We start from the raw sequence: 18744 nt of genomic DNA, 5'->3' as shown, positions 1-18744 counted from the left end.
CAACTGCCCTTGGAGCTAGTATCCGACTCGCGTACAACTGGACCTTCCGACACTTCATTTCGCGTTCTTACCCGTAGCATGCACCCCACCTGGGCCTGGGGGCGATCTCCCTCGCAGGGCGCTGCGCTCTCACACGGGGACTCATGCGGGCCACCCTGGGCTACATGGACCCCCTGCGCCGACCGACCCGCACCGTCGGCGGTGTCGAGGTCCCGCTCATGCTGGGTCACCGTGAGCTGCCCTCGCGCCTCGGCCTGGCCGCCGGCATGGACAAGGACGCCGAGGCCGTCCTGGGTATGAGCGCCCTGGGCTACGCCTTCGTCGAGATCGGCACCGTGACGCCGCGCCCGCAGCCGGGCAACGAAGCGCCGCGCCTATGGCGCCTCATGGAGGACCGAGGCCTGCGCAACCGCATGGGATTCAACAACGCGGGCGCGGACGCGGCCGCCGAGAAGTTGCGCGAGCTGCGCTCCGCCCACGCGGGCCGCGCCGCCATCGTGGGCGCGAACATCGGCAAGAACAAGGTGACCCCCGAGGCCGACGCCCCCGCCGACTACGAGTACTGCGCAAAAACGCTCGCCCACTGGGTCGACTTCGTCGTCGTCAACGTCTCCTCACCTAACACTCCCGGCCTGCGTGACCTGCAGTCGGTCGACCACCTGCGCCCGATTCTCCAGGCCGCACGCCGCGGCTGCGAGGCCGGCGCACCCGACCGCGTCATGCCCCTCTTCGTCAAGATCGCACCCGACCTGGCCGACGAGGACATCGTCGCCGTCGTCGAGCTGACGAAGGAACTGGGCTTGGCGGGCGTTGTGGCCACGAACACGACGATCAACCACGACCTGGGTGAGGGCGGCGTCTCCGGCGCTCCCCTGCTGCCCCGCGCACTCGAGGTGGTGTCCCTGGTGGCGCGCCACCTCGACGAGGAACAGATTCTCATCGGTACGGGTGGCATCTCCTCCCCCGAGGACGCGCTGCGCATGATCGGCGCGGGTGCCGACCTAGTCGAGGCCTTCTCCGCCTTCATCTTCGAAGGTCCGTCCTGGCCGGGCGAGGTCTCGCGCGCCCTCCAGCGCGCCTGAGGACGCCATGATCATCGAGCTGACCGGCGCCGATCTGTCTGCGGATCCGCGCCTGGATGACTACACGCGCCTCAAAGACGTCAAACTACGGTCGAAGATCGAGCCAGAACGCGGCCTGTACATGGCCGAATCCGCCAACGTCATCGAACGGGCCATCCAGGCGGGGCACCGGCCCCGATCCTTCCTGATGTCGGCACGGTGGCTGGAATCCCTGATGCCGCTCATCGAGCGCGCCACGGGATCCGGCGACGGCGCTGACGTCCCGGTCTTTGTGGCCGAGGAAGACGTCCTGGAACACATGACGGGCTTCCATCTGCACCGCGGCGCTCTGGCCGCCATGCAACGCCCCCTCCTTCCCTCCCTTCAGGAGCTGCTGGCCACTGCCCGAGATGGCGCACCCGCACGACGCGTCGTCGTCCTGGAAAACCTGGTCGACCACACGAACGTGGGCGCGGCCTTCCGCAGCGCAGCAGCGCTCGGCGTGGACGCCGTCCTCGTGACCCCGCAGTGCGCGGACCCTCTCTACCGGCGATCCGTGCGCGTCTCGATGGGCACCGTTTTCCAGGTGCCGTGGACTCGCCTGGAATCCTGGCCCGGCGATATCAAGGCACTGCAAGAGGCTGGCTTCACCGTCGCGTCCCTCGCTCTGTCGGACGATTCCGTGTCCCTCGACGACTTCGCAGCGCTGCCCGCCCTCCAAAGGCCGGGCGCGCGCCTAGCGATGGTCATGGGAACCGAGGGCGACGGGCTGGGCAGGCGCACCATCGCCGCCTCCGACTACACCGTCAAGATCCCCATGGACCACGGGGTCGACTCACTCAACGTCGCGGCCGCCTCCGCCGTCGTCTTCTGGGCAACTCGCGGGATTGGGACCTAGGCAACCAACCGCACTCGCTGAGCGACGTACAACGAAACGAGGCCGGAGCTGGACACCCAGCCCCGGCCTCGTACCGTAGTCGTCTCTGCGTCAGCTCAGGGAGTCAACGAGTTCGCGGATAACCTCGACGCACTCTTCCCAACCCGACACGCCGCGCGTCGCGTAGCCGGCGACCTTGACGGGGTAGTCGTTGCCCTCGGGATCCAGGCGGTCGCCGATGAAGAGCATCTCGGAGGCCGGAATCCCCGTCTCCTCGACGAGCTTGCCCATGCCGTAGGCCTTGTCGATGCCACGCGTCGTAATGTCGACCGAAGTCGAGCCACCGCCGCGCACATCCAGCTCCGGCACATCGGGCTGCACCGCATCGCGCAGAGCAGCCTTCTTGGTCCCATCCGGGTCCCACGCGCGCTTCGCATCGAGGGGTGCCTCCTGCCCGAGCGCCGAGAAGGTGATCTGAGAGCCGCGGTCCTCGATGATGTTGCCCCATGGGTTCTCCTCCCACAGGCCAAGCTCGCGGGCATGGCGCTCCAGGGATTCGATGACGCGGGTGGCCACCTCAGGGTCCAGGTCGTGCGCGTAACGCTCGACCCACTGCCCACCCTCGAAGCGGTAGTAGCGAGTGCCGCAGGTCGGCATCAGATGCAGACGCGAGAGTTCCTCGTCAGAGGCATTCAGGTTGTCGAGCACCTGCGTACGGAACTGCCCCATCTGGCCACCGGAGATGATGCACACCTCCACGTGATCCAGCAGCGAGCGCAGCGCCACGTCCATCTGGGGTGGCAGCGGCGACTTCGAGGGGGCCAGCGTATCATCGAGATCAAAGGCAACGAGCTTCACGATTGACACCCTACCGGCTAGCGGCCTGGTCAGCATCGATAGCGCGCTGAGCAGCCTCAGTTTCCTCGTCCGTGGGGACGGGGAGGATCTGCAGCATGACGACAGAAGCGACGAGGCCACCCCACACGAGCAGGATCGTCAGAATCATCAGGGCGATAGCGGGAGCGGTCACTTGGCGCCTCCTTCGGTCGAAGCGGTTTCCTCGGCGTCATCCGCGAGGATCTTTGCAACCGTTGCGTGGGTATCCACCGGGCGGTGCTTCCACGGGATCAGGGTGAAAATCAGTGCGGCAATCACGGCAACCGCGACGGAACCCCAGCCGAAAATGAGTACGTAGCCGCTCGGATACTTCCCGTAACCGTGCATCAGCAAGTCGACGATGGACATCGCCATCATGATGAAGAGGACGAGTGGGATGACGATCCCGACGAGGGGCTCCCAGGGCTTGGGAACCTTCACGCTGGACACCGAGTTCAGGTGGGCGCGCAGCACTCCGAGGCGAGGGCCGGCGACAGCGCACAGGACGGCGAACATGATCGCCGAGGAGACCACACCAACCGAGTTGATGAAGTTGTCGACGATGTCGAGGTTGTTCAGACCCGAGCGGGTGCCGAAGAGCACCAGGGAGATAACGGTCGCGGGAACACCAAGAACCAGCGCCGAGCGGGCGGGCGACCAGCCGAACTTGTCCTGGAGGCCGCCGGAGACGACCTGGAGGAGGGAGAGCAGCGAAGTGACGCCCGCCAGGACCAGGGAAGAGAAGAAGAGGACGCCGAAGAGGGGGCCACCGGGCATCATCGAGATGATCTTCGGGAAGGTCACGAAGGACAGGATCGGACCGGTCAGGCCCTCGACCTCGGACACGCTCACGCCACCCTGGTGGGCCATGAACCCGACGGCGGAGAACACGCCGATGCCAGCGAGGATCTCGAAGGACGAGTTCGCAAAGCCGGCGACGAGCGCTGTACCGGTCAGGTTCGACTTGCGCTGGAGGTAGGAAGCGTAGGTCAGCATGATGCCAAAGCCCACGGACAGCGAGTAGAAGATCTGCGCGAAGGCGGCCAGCCACACCTTGGGATCGACGAGCGCGCCCCAGTTCGGGGTGAAGAAAGCGTTGAGGCCCTCGACCGCGCCGGGAAGGAAGAGGGCACGAACGACGAGCGCGAGGAACAAGATGACGAGGAGGGGCAGGAAGATCTTGTTCGCCGCTTCGACGCCCTTGGACAGGCCGCGTCCGATCACAAAGAGGACGAGAATCCACACGAGGGCGAGGGGGATCATGACCGACCAGGCGGGAGCCCAGGAGAACGTGTCGCCGGGGACAACCTGCAGGAAAGAGTCAGTGAAGAAGCTCGTCGGGTCATCGCCCCAAGCCGCGTTGACGGAGTAGATCGTGTACTGCACGCCCCAGGCGAGGACCGCGCCGTAGTAGACCATGATGACGAAGCAGACGAAGGTCTGGAACCAGCCGATGAATTCGCCGCCGCCCAGGATCTTGCGCAGTGCCCACGGCGGGGAGCCGCGGAACTTGTGTCCGACTGCGTAGTCGAGCCAGAGCATGGGGATACCGACGAAGATCAGTGCGACCAGGTACGGAACCAGGAAGGCGCCGCCGCCGTTGGAGTAGGAGACTCCGGGGAAACGCCAGATGTTGCCCAGGCCGATGGCCGAGCCGATGGCCGCCAGTAGGAAGCCAGTCTGGCCGCTCCACGAGTCGCGCGCACGGGGCGCGGGGCGGGATGCGGAGGATGACATGAATCGTGTTCCTTGGATTCGTTTGATTTTGGGATAATGCTCAGTCAGACTATGGCCGTTACACGAGGATGTCAGCTACAGTCCACGATATAGACCGTGCTTTTGACCTCTTTTTGACGAGGCCATGGCTGGTTTGTGGGTCAGTGCTGAATTGCGCCGGGCACCGTCGGGTGTGTTAAGCCACCAGTCCGAGGCCGTGGAAAAGCGCCGCAATGCCCACGACAACGGGCAGGGAGGCGAAGGTTGTCACGAGGACAGTTCCCTGCGCGATGCGCTCCCCTGCCTTCGCCCGAGTGGCCGCGATATAGGCGTTCTGCGCGGCTGGCAGGGCAGCCATGATGGTCACCGACATGAGGGCCGGACCCGCCAGCCCGAGCAGCACTCCGACGCCGCACGCGATTGCGGGCTGGAGGGCAAGTTTGCAGGCGATAGCGCAGACAGTCGCCGCAATACCGGAATCACCGGACGCCGAGCGACGATCAACGAGGGACGCACCGAAGGATAAGAGGATCATCGGGGGCGCGGCTGAACCCAGCATGGACGTCGACACATCGAGGAGCGTCGGCATCGGCCACCCCGCCGCGGAGAACAGGAAGCCACACGCCGCTGCGATGACCATGGGATTGCGCACCACGACCTTCGCAACACCAAGCACCGACGGGCGCTGCCCCGATCCAACCAGATCAGCCAGGACGAAAAACATCGGGGTGAAGAAACCCAGCTGGAACACCAGGATGGGAACAACAGCGGAGGCGTCGTTCAAGACGTAGACGGCGATCGGGATGCCAATGTAGGCCCCGTTGTTCAGGGACGAGGCTATGGCCCCCAGAGCGGTCTCCCCGCGCGACAGGCGCAGAAACAGGCGTGCGACAAGCACGAAGAGCAGTGCGGTGCCGACGCCCGACGCGGCGGCCACGGCGAGCGGAGCGCCAAAAACTCCGGACGTGCCGGTCGAGACAATCGCGTGGAACAGCATCGCTGGGCTGGCCACCCAATACGTTGCCGATGCGAGGGAACCAGCGGCATCAGGGCCGAGTGCACCCCCTCGGCGAGCAATCCAGCCGACGCCGATGATGAGAGCGATCGACAGGACTGACCAGACGATCGATACCATGCGAATAGGAAACCCGTCAGCGCCAGGCGGCCACGGCCTCGTCGACCTTCGTCAGGGCCGAGGCGATCGCCATGTGCATGTCCAGGTACTGGTAGGAGCCCAGGCGTCCGCCGAAGAGAACGTCCTTCTCCCCCGCGCTCATCTCCCGGTAAGCCGCGAGCGTCGAACGGTCCGACGGCGAGGCGATCGGGTAGTAGGGCTCGTCCCCGGGGCGCGCGAATCGCGAGTACTCGCGCTGAATGATCGTATTGGTCGCACCGCGTCGATCCCTCTCGGGGTGCAGATGCGCGAACTCGTGGATGCGCGTGAAGGGTACGTCGCGGTCCGAGTAGTTCATGACCGAGCAACCCTGGTAGTCGGGAACGTCCACGACCTCGGTCTCAAAATCGAGGGTGCGCCAGCCGAGCTCGCCGGCCTCGTAGTCGAAGTAGCGGTCGATCGCGCCCGTGTAGACGACAGGCACCTGGCCAACCGTCGCGGCCTTCGAGAAGGGCGAGGACTCGTCGAAGAAGTCCACGCCCGTGTGCACGCTGATGCGCGGGTGGTCAACCATGTTCGCGATCCACGCTCCGTAACCGTTCAGGGGCAGACCCTCGTAGCGGTCCTGGAAGTAGCGATTCTCGTAGGTGAAACGCACGGGCAGGCGCGTGATGATGGAGGCGGCCAGCTCGCGCGGGTCGGTCTGCCACTGCTTGGCCGTGTATCCGGCGATGAACGCGTCGTAGAGCGGGCGACCGATCAGGCTGATCGCTTTCTCCTCAAGGTTGCCCGGTTCGCCCGTGATTTCGGTGGCCTGCTGCTCGATGAGCGCGCGGGCCTCGGTCGGCGAGTAGGCGGCACCGAAGAACTGGTTGATCGTGCCCAGGTTGATAGGCAGCGGGTAGACGACACCCCGGTAGTTGGCATAGACACGGTGGCGGTAGTCGTTGAATATTGTGAAGCGGTTGACGTAGGACCACACGCGTTCGTTCGACGTGTGGAACAAGTGGGTGCCGTAGCGGTGCACCTCGACGCTCGTGGCCTCGTCGATGGACGAGTAGGCGTTGCCTCCGATGTGGTCGCGGCGCTCGATGACCGTCACGTTCATACCGAATCGCTCCGCGGCCTCGCGGGCGAACGTCAGGCCGAAAAAGCCCGATCCAACAACGAGCAGATCCACGCCGCTCCCCTTTCACTTGATTAACACCATCGTATCCGCCCAGGCCAGGGCGTGCTGGAACGGGCACGAGGCCGGGGCGCGGACACTCTCAAACAGAGAGGCGGCGCTCACCTATTCTTGTTCCGTCTGCTGACATGTCGGGTGGCTCCGCACGCTAACCCGCTGTCCAGGACGTGGGCGACCCCGCCTACGTTCCGGTGAGCGGGTTCAGGTCCGGGACAGAGAGGCATGTTAGCGTGTACGTTGAAGTCCTGGAGCGGCCGGATGTCGCCCACCACTGATTGGCTCCGACGATCCTGCTGTCGTCGCCTCCTACCAGCCGTCACTGTCAACGGGAAAGAACGACCAATGATCATTCACACGCAGCGCCTGTGCTTGCGCCCCTGGAGCGACGCGGACGCTCCTGCGCTCTTTGAGCTGGCCCGCGATCCACGCATCGGGATGCTGTGTGGATGGAAGCCCTTCGAGCTCATCGACGACGCCCGCGAGGCACTGTCCACTGTCCTGGTAGCGAACGACAGCTACGCGGTGACGCTGTCATCAACCGGTGAACTGGTCGGCTCAATCGCACTGCGCGTCGACGCAGATGAGACCGCGACATCAATCGGCAACATCGGCTACTGGATCGGTGTGCCCTACTGGGGCAACGGCTACGCGAGCGAGGCAGGGCGCGCTATCATCGAGCGCGCGAAGGAGCTGGGCGTCGAGACGATCATCTTGAAGTACTTCGATGGAAACGATGCGTCGCGACGCGTCTCAGAAAAGCTCGGCTTTACGTGGCGAAACCGCGAGGAGGGCGTGGAATACCCGCTCATCGGTAAGCGCCTCACCGTCCACTGCACCGAGCTGGCGCTCGCCGCGCACTGACGGCGTTCGTCAGTTGAAGCCGAGGACAGCAGCCGCGACCTTGTAGCCGCAACGCACGACCATCGGGGAAGCGTGGCGTACAAGGCCGGCGAGCAGATCCTTGCGCAGACGCTCCGTGGCTTCGGGGTTGATCTGGTCCATGGTTTCCCAGATCTGTTCTTTGAGGGCCAGGTGCTCGGGTGTGCCCGACAGCTGAGCCATGACGGAGCAGACCACGGCGTTGATGCGCAGGTAGTGGACCATGTAGCGCCACAGCTTCTCGTCGACGTCGGTACGAGCAGGCAAAGCACGGGTCATGGCCTCGTTGACGCGGGCCAGCTGATCCAGGCGCGTGATCATGACCTTCTCGTTGACGGACTGGTCGTCGCGCCCGATGAAGTAGTGGTAGAGGTCCACGTCCAGGTAGCGGATCGTGGACACGGAGGGCAGTGGAACGAACGAGTAGAGGTAGTCCACGTAGAACGTGTGTTCGGGCATGACCAGGCCGGAGGCTCGCACGACCTCGGTGCGCATGGTCAAGGCGTGCATCATCAGGTACTGGTCGTAGCGGCATCGCCGCAGGTCCGCCCAGCCGAAGGTGCGTCCGCGCGGCAGGACGTTGCGGTAACGGATGACGGCCTTGTGGGCCTTTCCCTGCTTGTCGTAGACGTAGTTGGTGACGAGCAAGTCGAGGTTACGCCCTGCTTCGCGTTCCTCGCGCAAAAGGTCGAGCACAGCGTTCGTGGCGCGACGGTCCAGCCAATCGTCGGAGTCGACAACGCGCACGTGCGTGCCGGTGGCTGCGGCGAGGCCAGCGTTAACGGCACCCCCGTGCCCCTTGTTTTCCTGATGAATGACCTTAACGGAGGGGTACCGAGCGGCCCACTCGTCGGCGATCTGCGCGGTACGGTCCTTCGAACCGTCGTTCACGATGATCGCCTCAAGTTCGTCACCGTATCCGACGAGCGTGGTTAACGCCCGGTCAAGGTAGTCCTCGGAGTTGTAGGCGGGCACGATCACGGTCAGAAGGGGCGTGCTCATGGGATCTCCTCTCGCAGGTCTGGCAGTAGTCTACTGTGCCTGATTCACCTGCGCGCTCTCCTTGAGATCTTCCTGTGCAAAAATCGCTGTGACGAGAAGGAAAATACCCCACAAGGACACGGCTACGGTAATGGGCATGGTGGACAGAACGCACGCACTTGCGTACCAGAATGCTATTTCCTGACCAAGGAGTTCGATGTGACGGTGACGTGATACTGGGTGATGAAGGTGATGGCCTGTGCGGTCGCTGTGTGCAGTCGTTACAGGTGCTCCGTCAGTACTTCACCACCTGGGTCAGTATTCTTGTACGGCGTTACCTGACAAGGACGAGGCCGAGGCCTCATCATCGGGTCTGGTCAAGTTCCCGCTGGGTCGCCTTGTTGGCACGCGCGTTGGCGCAATAGCGGATCGCTAGACGCGTGATACCGCGCCAGAAGTGGCCGTTAATGACCTCCACGGCCGCGTCGATCATGTCGGTGCTCACCGTACCGTTCGTAAACTTGGCGAGCGCCCTCAGCGGCATGTTGAACGCAAAGTGGACGTTAAGGTCCGGATCGCCCTTGGCGTCAGCCTTCGCTTTGTCAGCGTGTAGCTTACGGCCCGCCAATCGGGCAAGCCAGCTCTTGGCACGGATCAGCTCCGACATCAGGTTGGAGGCCGTGATGTCTTCCCTCGGGTGAGCAGTAGGAATGGTGCACCCCAGCAGGACCGCGAACTCTCCGTTGGTCACGTTCTCGACCTCGGCGCGCAGGTAGTGGCCGAGGGCCGGGTCGATCGGCGAGGGATTCGTCCCGTCAACCTCAAGGGTGGCGCTCAGCGGTGTGTCTTCAACGTTGCACCCCACGTGAATCGTCCAGGTGCCGCCCTCGGTTTCCCATGCTCCGCGTGATGTCTCCCAGTGGCGGAAGGTGTAGCGGTCAAAGGGGATAGTGACGCGCACAGATTCACCGGCTGGAACGGCAACCTTGGTGAACCCCTTAAGTTCGCGCGCAGGACCGAAGACGCCACCCGGGGCGCTCACGTAGAGCTGAACGACCTCGGTGCCGTCGCACATCGAGGTGTTGGCGACCGTCAGGGTCGCCCCATCCTGGTCCACAGCGAGATCGGAGTACTCGAAGCGTGAATAGGACAGGCCGTATCCGAAGGGGAAAGCGACGTCTACGCTAGCAGTTGTGAAGTATCGGTAGCCAATAAAGGGACCCTCACGGTAGTAGGACAGAGGACCGGTCGTTGGGTACCACGCAGCGGTCGGATGGTCCTCCAGGGAACGCGCGTAGGTCTCGGCCAGGCGTCCCGAGGGGTTGACGGCACCGGTCAGGACATCCAACATCGCGCCAGCCCCTCCCTGGCCCCCCAGGTAACCGTTGACAAGCGCGGACACGGAGAACGCCCACGGCATCTCCACACTGGCACCACCCGTCAGAACGACAACGGTACGCGGGTTGGCAGCCACGACTGCCTCAATGAGTCGATCCTGCCCCTCGGGTAGGCGCATGTGGGTCCGGTCCAGTCCCTCCGACTCGGCGAGTTCGTCGAGACCCACGTACACGAGCGCAACGTCGGCGCGCGCCGCGAGCGCCACGGCCTCGGCAATGAGCGCGTCACTCGTGCCACCGTGACGCTCATATCCGGGAGCGTATCCTGTCAGGACCAAGCCTCGGGCGGACTCTCCCCCCCCCCGCCTCGAGTAGCTCGCGCGGGGCCTCGAGGCGTGTGGGGTTGACCTGGGAGGAGCCTGCTCCCTGATAGCGCGGCGTGTCAGCGAGGTCACCGATGAGGGCGACACTGGTGCCGGAACTCAGAGGCAGGGCATCGTCCTCGTTGCGCAGGAGTGTGATCGCTTCAGAGGCGATGCGTGTGGCCAACGCGTGGTGCTCGTCGAGGTCGTAGGGGGTAGGTGCGGGAAGGTCGGCGCTCGCGGCGGCGACGTTCAAGACCTCCTGGGCGCGCGCATACACATCGGATGCCTCCAACGTCCCGGCTTCGGAGGATCGGGTCCTCGGACAAGTACTCAAAGTTGCGTCCGCACAGGGGCGAACGCTTGATGTTCAGGCCGGGGCCAAGCAGGACGTTGACTCCGAGTCCACGCGCCTCCGCCCCCAACGCCTCACCCATCTGGCGGGCCAGGTCGGGGTTCCACGTGGCCGCGAGCGCGGAGGCTGTCGGGAAGCAGGTGGCTTTTTCGGAGTCGGCGATGCCGAGGTGGTCGGCGTCGCCGAGTTGGCGGCGTACGCCGTGGGGGCCGTCGCTCATGACGAAGGAGGGGACGTGTGCTGTGGGGATGGCGCGTGAGTTCCAGGCGCTTGCGCCGGAGAGGAGAGCTGCTGCTTGTAGGAGGGTGAGGTTGCTGGCGTTCGCACGTGCTGTGTGTTGCATCGATGTGAGTTGTCTTTCGTGCTCCATTGCGGGTGTCGTCGCTGGTTCCAGTGTGGGTTATGTGGGTGGGGTTTTGCCAATCGGACGTGTGATGTGTTTTTTCTTGGGTTTGTTGTGTGGGGTGTTGCTGGTGGTGGCTGGGCTACCATGGCGTTATGAGCTGTGATGCGGGTGTGATTGGTCGGGACATTGAGGGCGCTGCTCCTCGTGCAGTTTTCATCGACGTGGACGGGACGCTGTGTGATTCCCGCCAGCGCGTTCCCGGTTCAGCGGTTTGTGCGTTAGCGCGGGTGCGCGAGCGTGGCCACCGTCTGTTTCTCTGTACTGGGCGTTCTGTCCCGGAGGTCTATCCGCGTTTCTTTGACCTGGGTTTTGAGGGCATCGTGGGTGGGGCTGGCGGGTATGCGGCGGTGGGCGACACGGTGCTGCTTGATAAGCGTATGCCTGCCGAGCACGTCCGGGTTCTGACTGCTCTGTGGGAGGATTTGGATGCGTTCTACGTGTGGCAGGGGCCTGACCAGATGGGGCTTTCGCGCGGCTATCTGGAGTTTTTCGTGCCCCGGGCGGGTCTTAACCCTGAGGATTGGGCCGAGTATGCCCAGTCGGTGACGCCCTTTGTCGTTGACGTTGAGGGTGGGTCTTTCACGAAGGTGACGGCCTATGTGCCTCCGGAGAACGCGTCGATGGAGCGTGTGAGTGCGGCGCTGCCCGACGGCTATCGCGCCGTCATCGGATCGGTGGGGGCAGCAGGGTATGTTCCCTTCGAGGTTCTCCCGGATCGCTTGTCCAAGGCGGTGGGTATGGAGGCCGTGTGTGAGCACATCGGCGTCCCCATGTCGCGTACTGTGGCTATTGGCGACTCTAACAATGATGTCGAGGCCGTGGCACGTGCCGCTGTCGGCGTCAGTATTGGGGACGGGTGCGAGGCTCTGGTTGAGGTTGCCGATATTGTCGCTCCCGCGGTTAGTGCCGACGGCCTTGCCTGGGCTTTGGCCGCCGCTGGGCTCATCGACGGGGCGCCCAGCCCGGCCTAGGCCTCGGCGCCGACAGATGGCCGTCACCGTCAGGGCCTGGTTCCACCACCCGCTCACCCGTAACTCAGCGTTCATGCACCTGTGGGCGGGGCAGACCGCTGCGCAGGTTGGCTTCCAGGTGGGGACGCTGGCTACCTCAGCGATCGCGATTAGCGTCCTGCGTGCCAGCGAAACCCAGATCGGTGTGCTCTCTGCCTTGCAGACACTCGCCTTCCTGATCGTCGGCTTGCCGGCGGGTGCCTGGGTGGATGGGTGGCGTAAGCGCCGCGTCATGACCATCGCGGGCCTGGCACGCATCGGTGCCCTGATCTCGATTCCCCTGGCCTATGTCTTCGCGACCCTCACGCTGACGCACTTGATGATCGTCGCCGCGCTTCTGGGCCTGTGCACCGTCTTCTTCGATGTTGCCTACCAGTCGTACGTTCCGATCATCGCCTCTCGGCGATATATCGGTGCGGCCAACGGGCGGCTCGAGGCCTCCTACCAGGTGGGGCATGCGGGTGGACCGGGCTTGGGCGGATGGCTCCTCGGGCTGCTCGCCCCTCCTCTCGTCTATCTACTTACTGCCCTCACGTACGTATTCTCGACCTGGGCGATCTGGCGCATCGCCACCCCGGAGCCTGCGCCTACGCGCACCGGAGCCACGCTTGTCGCGCAGATCCGCGAGGGGCTAGCCTTCGTACGCGGGCAACGCCTACTCTTTCCGCTCTTTTCCTGCATTGCGGCCGCCGCATTCGCTGCCGCCGGCATCCAGGTTCTCTTGCCTATCCTTGTCCTGCGCACGCTGGACATGAGCGCTACCCAGCTCGGCCTCCTCCTGAGCGTCGGGGCAATCGGCGGGATCCTCGGTGCGCTCACGCGCTCGGCATGGATGAAGCATCTGGGCATCGGGCGCACCATTGTCGTCACAAGCATCATCGGCGTCGCTGTCCTAGCCGCCCAACCCACAGCCGTTCACGCCCCCGCTGCGGCCGCAGCAATCATTGCAGTCTCCGGCATTGTCTCCTCCTATTTCCTCACCATCTACAACGTCACCCAGATGAGTCTGCGTCAAGAGATCTGCCCGCCCCACATGCTCGGACGCATGAACGCGATCTTTCGCTTTGCCGTGTGGGGCGTCATGCCGCTGGGTTCCCTCGCGTCCGGCGTGGCCGCCTCATGGATGGGGGTCGAGGCCGCCATGTACGTCTTCATTGCTCTGGCGGTCGGAGCCAGCATCGCCATGGGCCTCACCCCCGCGGCTCGAATCCGCGGCACCAGCGCCATCAACACCATCCCATAATGTGACGCGCTCCCAGGCCCATGGCGTGCCAACGACTCCGCCTCCGCGATACCATAAGTGTGAGGCAAACCGCATGAGCCAAGGAGGACACCATGAGCACCGCAACGACCATCATCGAAGCCCTGGGCGGCTGGGAGAACATCTCCAATCTTGAAGCCTGCATCACGCGCATTCGCTTGGACGCCGCCAACACCGACCTCATTGACGAGGCCAAGCTGCGTGCCGCCGGTGCCTTCGACGTCGTCATCGTGGGCGACGCGGTTCAGGTCGTCATTGGCCCCGATTCCGAGGATCTCGTCAACGAAATGCTCGCCAGCCGGTGACACTCTCCGTCTGTGCACCCTTCGCAGCGCACGTCATGCCGCTGAGTGAAGTGCCTGATCCTGTCTTCGTGAGCGGCGTCGTCGGGGGTGGCTGCGCGCTCATCCCCGACTCCGCCTCGGAGTGTTTGACCGTCCGCTCCCCCATCAACGGCGTCGTCACCAAGCTCAAGCCGCACGCCGCCATCATCACCTCCATGCAGGGCATATCGATCCTCATCCACCTCGGCATCGACACGGTGAGCCTGCACGGTAAAGGCTTCGCAGCCCTCGTCGACGAGGGGGACGTCGTGGCGGCGGGCACCCCGCTCATTCACTGGGACCTCACCCCCGTGCACGACGCCAACCTCTCCCTCTGCGTCCCCATCGTCGTCGTCACTCCGCCGGGTGCCGCCGTCACGCACGAGGCAACCGGCCCCGACGTATCCGTGCTCGCGCCGCTCTTTTCAACCACGACCAACTAGATACCCCAACTTGGGAACCACCCCAACGTCATCGCCTCACTCGTACGATGCCCCGCAGCCCTCATGGGCTACGGGGCATCGTTCTGTCAAACGGTCGTGCTAGTTGACAGAACCCCTCAGCAAGGAGAACAGCGAGGTCAGACGCTCATTGGAGGGAAGGTCCTCAATAAAGACCTCCTCGCCGTCGGAGTCGCACAGCGGCACGCACCAGTTCGGGTACTGATCCGCGCCCGTGCCCGGCATGTTCTGCGGGCGCACGTCGCCTACCGCGTCTACCAGGGAGGCAACGACGAGCTTGGAGGGAACCTTCGCGACGTAGCGGTACAGGCCCTCGACCATGTCACGCTCGCTGGGTTCCGCACCGTCGATACAGCCATACTCGTGCAGACGCGCCGCGACTTGATCAAGCTCAAGGCGATCCGCCGCACGCACGGTCTCGATGTCGTCAGTCAGCAGACCCAGTTCGCTGCGCAGCGTCGTCTGAATCCCTCGAATGTAGCCGAGCGTCGGAGGCAGGTCGTGGATATTGACCGCAGCCAGCGCGCGGTCGCGGTAGTGCTCAGGACGCAGGGGCCAGCCGCCACCCTCCTTTTCGAACCACACGACGGAGGTACCCAAGACGCCACGGTCACGCAGGTAATCGCGCACCCACGGCTCCACGACACCCAGGTCCTCACCGATAACGACGGCACCCGCGCGCTGGGCCTCCAGGAGGATGATGCCCATCATGGCCTCATGGTCGTAGTACACGTAAGTACCTTCGGTCGCTACACAGCCCTCTGGGATCCACCACAGGCGGAACATCCCCAGGATGTGGTCGATACGCACGGCACCGGCATTAGCCAGGGCAGCGCGCACCATGTCGCGCAAGGGCGTGTAGCCAGACTCAGCCAGCGAACGCGGAGACCACGGCGGCTGCGACCAGTTCTGGCCCTGCTGCGAGTACACGTCCGGCGGGGCACCCACGCTCATGCCAGGGGCGAACAGTTCGGGACGGCTCCACTTCTCAGACCCATGACCGTGAACACCCACAGCCAAGTCAGCCATAATGCCGATCTCCATACCGACCTCGCGGGCCACGTCCTGCGCGTGGGCCAGCTGCTCGGACGCAATCCACTGGCACCACTCCCAGAAATCAACGCGGTCGGCCAGCTCAAGGCGCTCGAGTTCAACGCGCGGCGACGAGGAACGCTCAAGGTCCTCGGGCAGCTCCAGCGTGTCCTCACGCTCAACGAGCGCACACCACAGCGCATAGTTAGACAGCTCGGAGCCGCCGTTTTCCACGAAGTGGTCGAACTGCGACTGGCGGTGGTAGGTACGAGGCACGGCGAAAATAATTTCCAGCGCCTTGCGCTTGGCTTCCCAGGCGCGGTCGCGGTCGATCAGATCCTCACGACTGGCGAACTCTCGAGTGACATCACGCAACTGCTCAATGGCCTCACGCGAAGCCTGGGGCAGCGAGGCAAATTCCTCGATGGATTCAGGGCGGATGTAAATCGGGTTCACCCAGCGGCGAGACACCGGCAGGTACGGGGAGGTTTCCAGCGGAGAAACCGGCTGGGACGCGTGGACTGGATTAATGAGAAGGAAGTCCGCCCCCTTGTCCGCGCACACCGCCGCCAAGTCGGCCAGGTCAGCCGCGTCGCCGATCCCCCAGGAAGAGGATGAACGCGTCGAATAGAGCTGCGCGTTGACACCCCACGCGCGGCGAGAGGACTCCAAGATGGGCAGCTTCAGCGCATTCGGCACAACGATGAGAGTTGCGGACTCGACATGTCCTCCCTCAACCGTTGCGACGAGGCGGTGCCAACCGATCGGCACCCAGTGTGGCACATCGAAGGTCGCGCGACCCACGAGCTGACCGTCAATCACACGCGGGGGCACGTAGCGATCAATCTGCTCACACTGGCCCTTACGACCGTCTTCAAGGACCCACTGAACGTTGACCCACGAGCCGTCGGGCACATGCACCGGGAACAGATAACCGCCGCCCTCACGGGCGACAATCGTCGGAGGCAGAGTCCGACGCCACTCGCGCTCCTCAGTCAGACGCATCGCATGCTCAACGTCCCCCACCGTGGACGATTCGTTCAGGGGAAGACCGAGCGCGCCAAGGACCTTCAGGAGGGTTGGGGCGCCAACGCCCACCCAGTTCCCGTACCAGTCCCAAAAGCCGGTCGCAACGCCATTCATGTCAGCGACATGGCGCAGCAGGTCAATGTTGTCAGATGCGGGTGAATGAATATCCACGGGAAAAGCTCTCTACGTTGTGGGCCAGGGACACATTTAGTTTATGCGTGCACCCGCTGTGACAAAGCCTCCACCGGCGTGTCATGGGCCACGGATTCAAGTGAAGCGATCATCGCGCTTGCGACATCGTCGGAGGAAGCCCCACAGACAATTTGAACGATGTCACCGGAGCGCACGACAGCCAAAACGCCGTCCACGCGTAGCGCAGCCTCATCAACTGCGCGCTGAGTTTTTACCTGAACACGGATACGCATTGTGCAGGGTTCGATCTCAACGATGTTGAGGTGTCCACCCAGCGCGTCGATGAGCGCTTGTTCAATCGTCATCGGAGCCCCTTTCGCGCCGCCTGAAGTTTGGGATACGTGTCACATGCTAGATGTGACCTGTGCAAAAGGCAAGTGGGATCCGCTACATGAGCAAATTTCCAACGAAAAGGCATTGACAGAAGCGAGAAACTCTGCATACAGCTACAATTGCGCGCTCCACCGGCCCCAGCCACACATCGGTGACCAGAGAAAATACGATGAACATCGCCGCCGAGAGGCACAAGGGTAGGGGGAGGACCGCCAGGCCCTCCCCCTACGCATTTATTCAGCGAATCAGTCGCGCGTCAGCTTGCGATGCGTCACGCGGTGCGGGTTTGCAGCAGCCTCACCGAGGCGGGCCACCTTGTTCTTCTCGTACGCCTCGAAGTTGCCCTCGAACCAGTACCAGTTGTCCGGATGCTCCTCGGTCCCCTCCCACGCAAGGATGTGGGTGGCGACGCGGTCGAGGAACCAGCGGTCGTGGGTGACGACGACGGCACAGCCGGGGAATGCGAGCAGCGCATTTTCTAGAGAACCCAAGGTCTCGACGTCCAGGTCGTTGGTCGGCTCGTCCAGCAGGAGCAGGTTGCCGCCCTGCTTGAGGGTGAGGGCCAAGTTCAGGCGGTTACGCTCGCCACCAGACAGCACGCCGGCAGGCTTCTGCTGATCCGGACCCTTGAAACCAAAGGCGGAGACGTAGGCACGCGAAGGCATCTCGACGTTGCCAACCTGGATGAAGTCCAAGCCGTCCGAGACGACCTCCCATAGCGTCTTATCCGGATCGATGCCAGCGCGAGACTGGTCGACGTAGCTAATCTTGACGGTCTCACCGATCGTCAGCTCGCCACCATCAAGGGGTTCGAGACCGACAATCGTCTTGAACAACGTCGTCTTACCAACGCCGTTGGGGCCGATCACGCCAACAATGCCGTTACGCGGCAGCGAGAAGGACAGCCCATTAATCAGAGAACGGTCTCCGAATCCCTTCTGGAGATCCTTGGCCTCGATCACGACGCTGCCCAGACGCGGACCCGGCGGGATCTGGATTTCCTCGAAGTCAAGCTTGCGGGTACGCTCAGCCTCGGCAGCCATCTCCTCGTAGCGAGCCAGACGAGCCTTCGACTTGGCCTGACGCCCCTTCGCATTGGAGCGAACCCACTCGAGTTCTTCCTTCAGACGCTTGGCCAGCTTGGCGTCCTTCTGCCCCTGAACCTGCAGACGCTTCTCCTTGGTCTCCAGGTAGGTCGAGTAGTTGCCCTCGTAGGGGTAAAGATGACCGCGGTCGACCTCTGCAATCCAGCCGGCGACATGATCAAGGAAGTAACGATCATGGGTGACAGCGATGACGGCACCCGGGTAGGACGCGAGATGCTTCTCGAGCCAGAGGACACTCTCGGCGTCGAGATGGTTAGTAGGTTCGTCAAGGAGGAGCAGGTCGGGGGCCTCGATGAGGAGCTTACACAGCGCAACGCGACGACGCTCACCGCCGGAGAGAACGGAGACAGGCTGATCCGGCGGCGGGCAGCGCAGCGCATCCATCGCCTGGTCAAGCTGAGAGTCAATATCCCACGCGTTGGCAGCATCGATCTCGGTCTGCAGCTTACCCATCTCGTCCATGAGAGCATCAAAGTCGGCATCCGGATTTGCCATCTCTTCGGAGATCTCATTGAATCGTGCGAGCTTGCCAAAGATGTCAGCTGCACCCATGCGCACATTCTCAATAACGGTCTTTGCCTCATCAAGGACCGGCTCCTGCATGAGGATACCGACCGAGTAGCCAGGGGTCAGACGAGCCTCGCCATTGCTGGGTTCATCCAGTCCGGCCATAATCTTCAGGATCGAGGATTTACCCGCACCGCTGGGACCGACCATACCAATCTTGGCACCCGGGAAGAACGCCATGGTGACGTCGTCGAGGATGACCTTGTCACCGATGGCCTTGCGGGCCTTGTTCATCTGATAAATAAACTCCGCCACGTTACTCCGTTCGGGTGGTTCGAGG

At 63.6% G+C, this 18744-nt stretch carries 17 protein-coding genes and 2 pseudogenes; 7 read left to right on the top strand and 12 right to left on the bottom strand.

The features are described 5' to 3' along the window. The first annotated feature begins 20 nt into the window (after positions 1-20). Both QZ149_RS08390 and QZ149_RS08385 read left to right on the top strand, forming a co-directional pair. Positions 21-1082 (top strand): annotated as a pseudogene (locus QZ149_RS08390) (quinone-dependent dihydroorotate dehydrogenase). 7 nt (positions 1083-1089) lie between these two features. Further along, positions 1090-1959 (top strand): RNA methyltransferase, encoded by an 870-nt coding sequence (locus QZ149_RS08385; RefSeq protein WP_291450931.1) that lies wholly within the window; start codon positions 1090-1092, stop codon positions 1957-1959. A gap of 90 nt (positions 1960-2049) precedes the next feature. Here the strand turns inward: QZ149_RS08385 and QZ149_RS08380 are convergent, their stop codons facing one another. The 5 genes from QZ149_RS08380 to glf all read right to left on the bottom strand — a co-directional run bounded on the left by QZ149_RS08380 (position 2050) and on the right by glf (position 6824). Next, entirely contained in the window at positions 2050-2796 is a 747-nt protein-coding gene (locus QZ149_RS08380; protein ID WP_291450930.1) for an HAD-IIB family hydrolase, read from the bottom strand. Between the two features lie 10 nt (positions 2797-2806). Further along, positions 2807-2968 (bottom strand): methionine/alanine import family NSS transporter small subunit, encoded by a 162-nt coding sequence (locus QZ149_RS08375; protein WP_009648582.1) that lies wholly within the window; start codon positions 2966-2968, stop codon positions 2807-2809. Beyond that, positions 2965-4551, bottom strand: coding sequence for a sodium-dependent transporter (locus QZ149_RS08370; protein WP_291450929.1), 1587 nt, complete (start codon positions 4549-4551; stop codon positions 2965-2967). The genes QZ149_RS08375 and QZ149_RS08370 overlap by 4 nt, the downstream gene beginning before the upstream one ends. Positions 4552-4726: 175 nt before the next feature. Then, positions 4727-5665, bottom strand: coding sequence for an AEC family transporter (locus QZ149_RS08365; protein ID WP_291450928.1), 939 nt, complete (start codon positions 5663-5665; stop codon positions 4727-4729). Positions 5666-5681: 16 nt separating this feature from the next. Beyond that, positions 5682-6824 (bottom strand): UDP-galactopyranose mutase, encoded by a 1143-nt coding sequence (gene glf / locus QZ149_RS08360; protein ID WP_291450927.1) that lies wholly within the window; start codon positions 6822-6824, stop codon positions 5682-5684. 348 nt (positions 6825-7172) lie between these two features. On the opposite strand from glf, the gene QZ149_RS08355 reads away from it, so the two are divergent. Beyond that, entirely contained in the window at positions 7173-7691 is a 519-nt protein-coding gene (locus QZ149_RS08355; protein WP_291450926.1) for a GNAT family N-acetyltransferase, read from the top strand. Positions 7692-7700: 9 nt separating this feature from the next. Here the strand turns inward: QZ149_RS08355 and QZ149_RS08350 are convergent, their stop codons facing one another. From QZ149_RS08350 to QZ149_RS08335, 4 genes and pseudogenes are all read right to left on the bottom strand, one after another. Beyond that, positions 7701-8711: a glycosyltransferase gene (locus tag QZ149_RS08350; RefSeq protein WP_291450925.1), complete on the bottom strand. Its 1011-nt coding sequence runs from the start codon at positions 8709-8711 to the stop codon at positions 7701-7703. Between the two features lie 343 nt (positions 8712-9054). Continuing rightward, a complete protein-coding gene (locus QZ149_RS08345) occupies positions 9055-9765 on the bottom strand; it encodes a fibronectin type III-like domain-contianing protein (protein WP_291450932.1) in 711 nt (236 codons plus the stop codon). A gap of 129 nt (positions 9766-9894) precedes the next feature. Next, positions 9895-10669: pseudogene (locus QZ149_RS08340) on the bottom strand (glycoside hydrolase family 3 C-terminal domain-containing protein); the annotation flags it as partial. Next, a complete protein-coding gene (locus tag QZ149_RS08335) occupies positions 10554-11087 on the bottom strand; it encodes a glycoside hydrolase family 3 N-terminal domain-containing protein (protein WP_291450924.1) in 534 nt (177 codons plus the stop codon). The gene QZ149_RS08335 and the pseudogene QZ149_RS08340, both read right to left, overlap by 116 nt. A gap of 155 nt (positions 11088-11242) precedes the next feature. Here QZ149_RS08335 and QZ149_RS08330 point away from each other — a divergent pair, with 155 nt between their 5' ends. The 4 genes from QZ149_RS08330 to QZ149_RS08315 all read left to right on the top strand — a co-directional run bounded on the left by QZ149_RS08330 (position 11243) and on the right by QZ149_RS08315 (position 14187). After that, positions 11243-12121: an HAD hydrolase family protein gene (locus QZ149_RS08330; RefSeq protein WP_291450923.1), complete on the top strand. Its 879-nt coding sequence runs from the start codon at positions 11243-11245 to the stop codon at positions 12119-12121. Positions 12122-12137: 16 nt separating this feature from the next. Beyond that, positions 12138-13403: an MFS transporter gene (locus QZ149_RS08325; RefSeq protein ID WP_291450922.1), complete on the top strand. Its 1266-nt coding sequence runs from the start codon at positions 12138-12140 to the stop codon at positions 13401-13403. A 92-nt stretch (positions 13404-13495) separates the two neighbouring features. Further along, entirely contained in the window at positions 13496-13726 is a 231-nt protein-coding gene (locus tag QZ149_RS08320; protein ID WP_291450920.1) for a PTS glucose/sucrose transporter subunit IIB, read from the top strand. Then, a complete protein-coding gene (locus QZ149_RS08315; protein WP_291450917.1) occupies positions 13723-14187 on the top strand; it encodes a PTS glucose transporter subunit IIA in 465 nt (154 codons plus the stop codon). The genes QZ149_RS08320 and QZ149_RS08315 overlap by 4 nt, the downstream gene beginning before the upstream one ends. A 99-nt stretch (positions 14188-14286) precedes the next feature. Here QZ149_RS08315 and malQ read toward each other — a convergent pair whose 3' ends face one another. From malQ to ettA, 3 genes are all read right to left on the bottom strand, one after another. Then, on the bottom strand, positions 14287-16437 hold the full coding sequence (malQ, locus tag QZ149_RS08310; RefSeq protein ID WP_291450916.1) for a 4-alpha-glucanotransferase: 2151 nt from the start codon (positions 16435-16437) through the stop codon (positions 14287-14289). Between the two features lie 41 nt (positions 16438-16478). After that, a complete protein-coding gene (locus QZ149_RS08305; protein WP_291450914.1) occupies positions 16479-16763 on the bottom strand; it encodes a PTS transporter subunit EIIB in 285 nt (94 codons plus the stop codon). A 273-nt stretch (positions 16764-17036) separates the two neighbouring features. Continuing rightward, the gene (gene ettA / locus QZ149_RS08300; protein WP_291450913.1) at positions 17037-18719 is read right to left on the bottom strand and encodes an energy-dependent translational throttle protein EttA; all 1683 of its coding nucleotides are present in this window, start codon (positions 18717-18719) and stop codon (positions 17037-17039) included. Positions 18720-18744: the final 25 nt, after the last annotated feature.

Origin of the sequence: Actinomyces sp. ICM47 (assembly GCF_905369875.1) — a bacterium.
GTDB lineage: Bacteria > Actinomycetota > Actinomycetes > Actinomycetales > Actinomycetaceae > Pauljensenia.
Note: the sequence above shows the minus strand (reverse complement) of the source record. Positions and strands in the feature narration are given on the sequence as shown.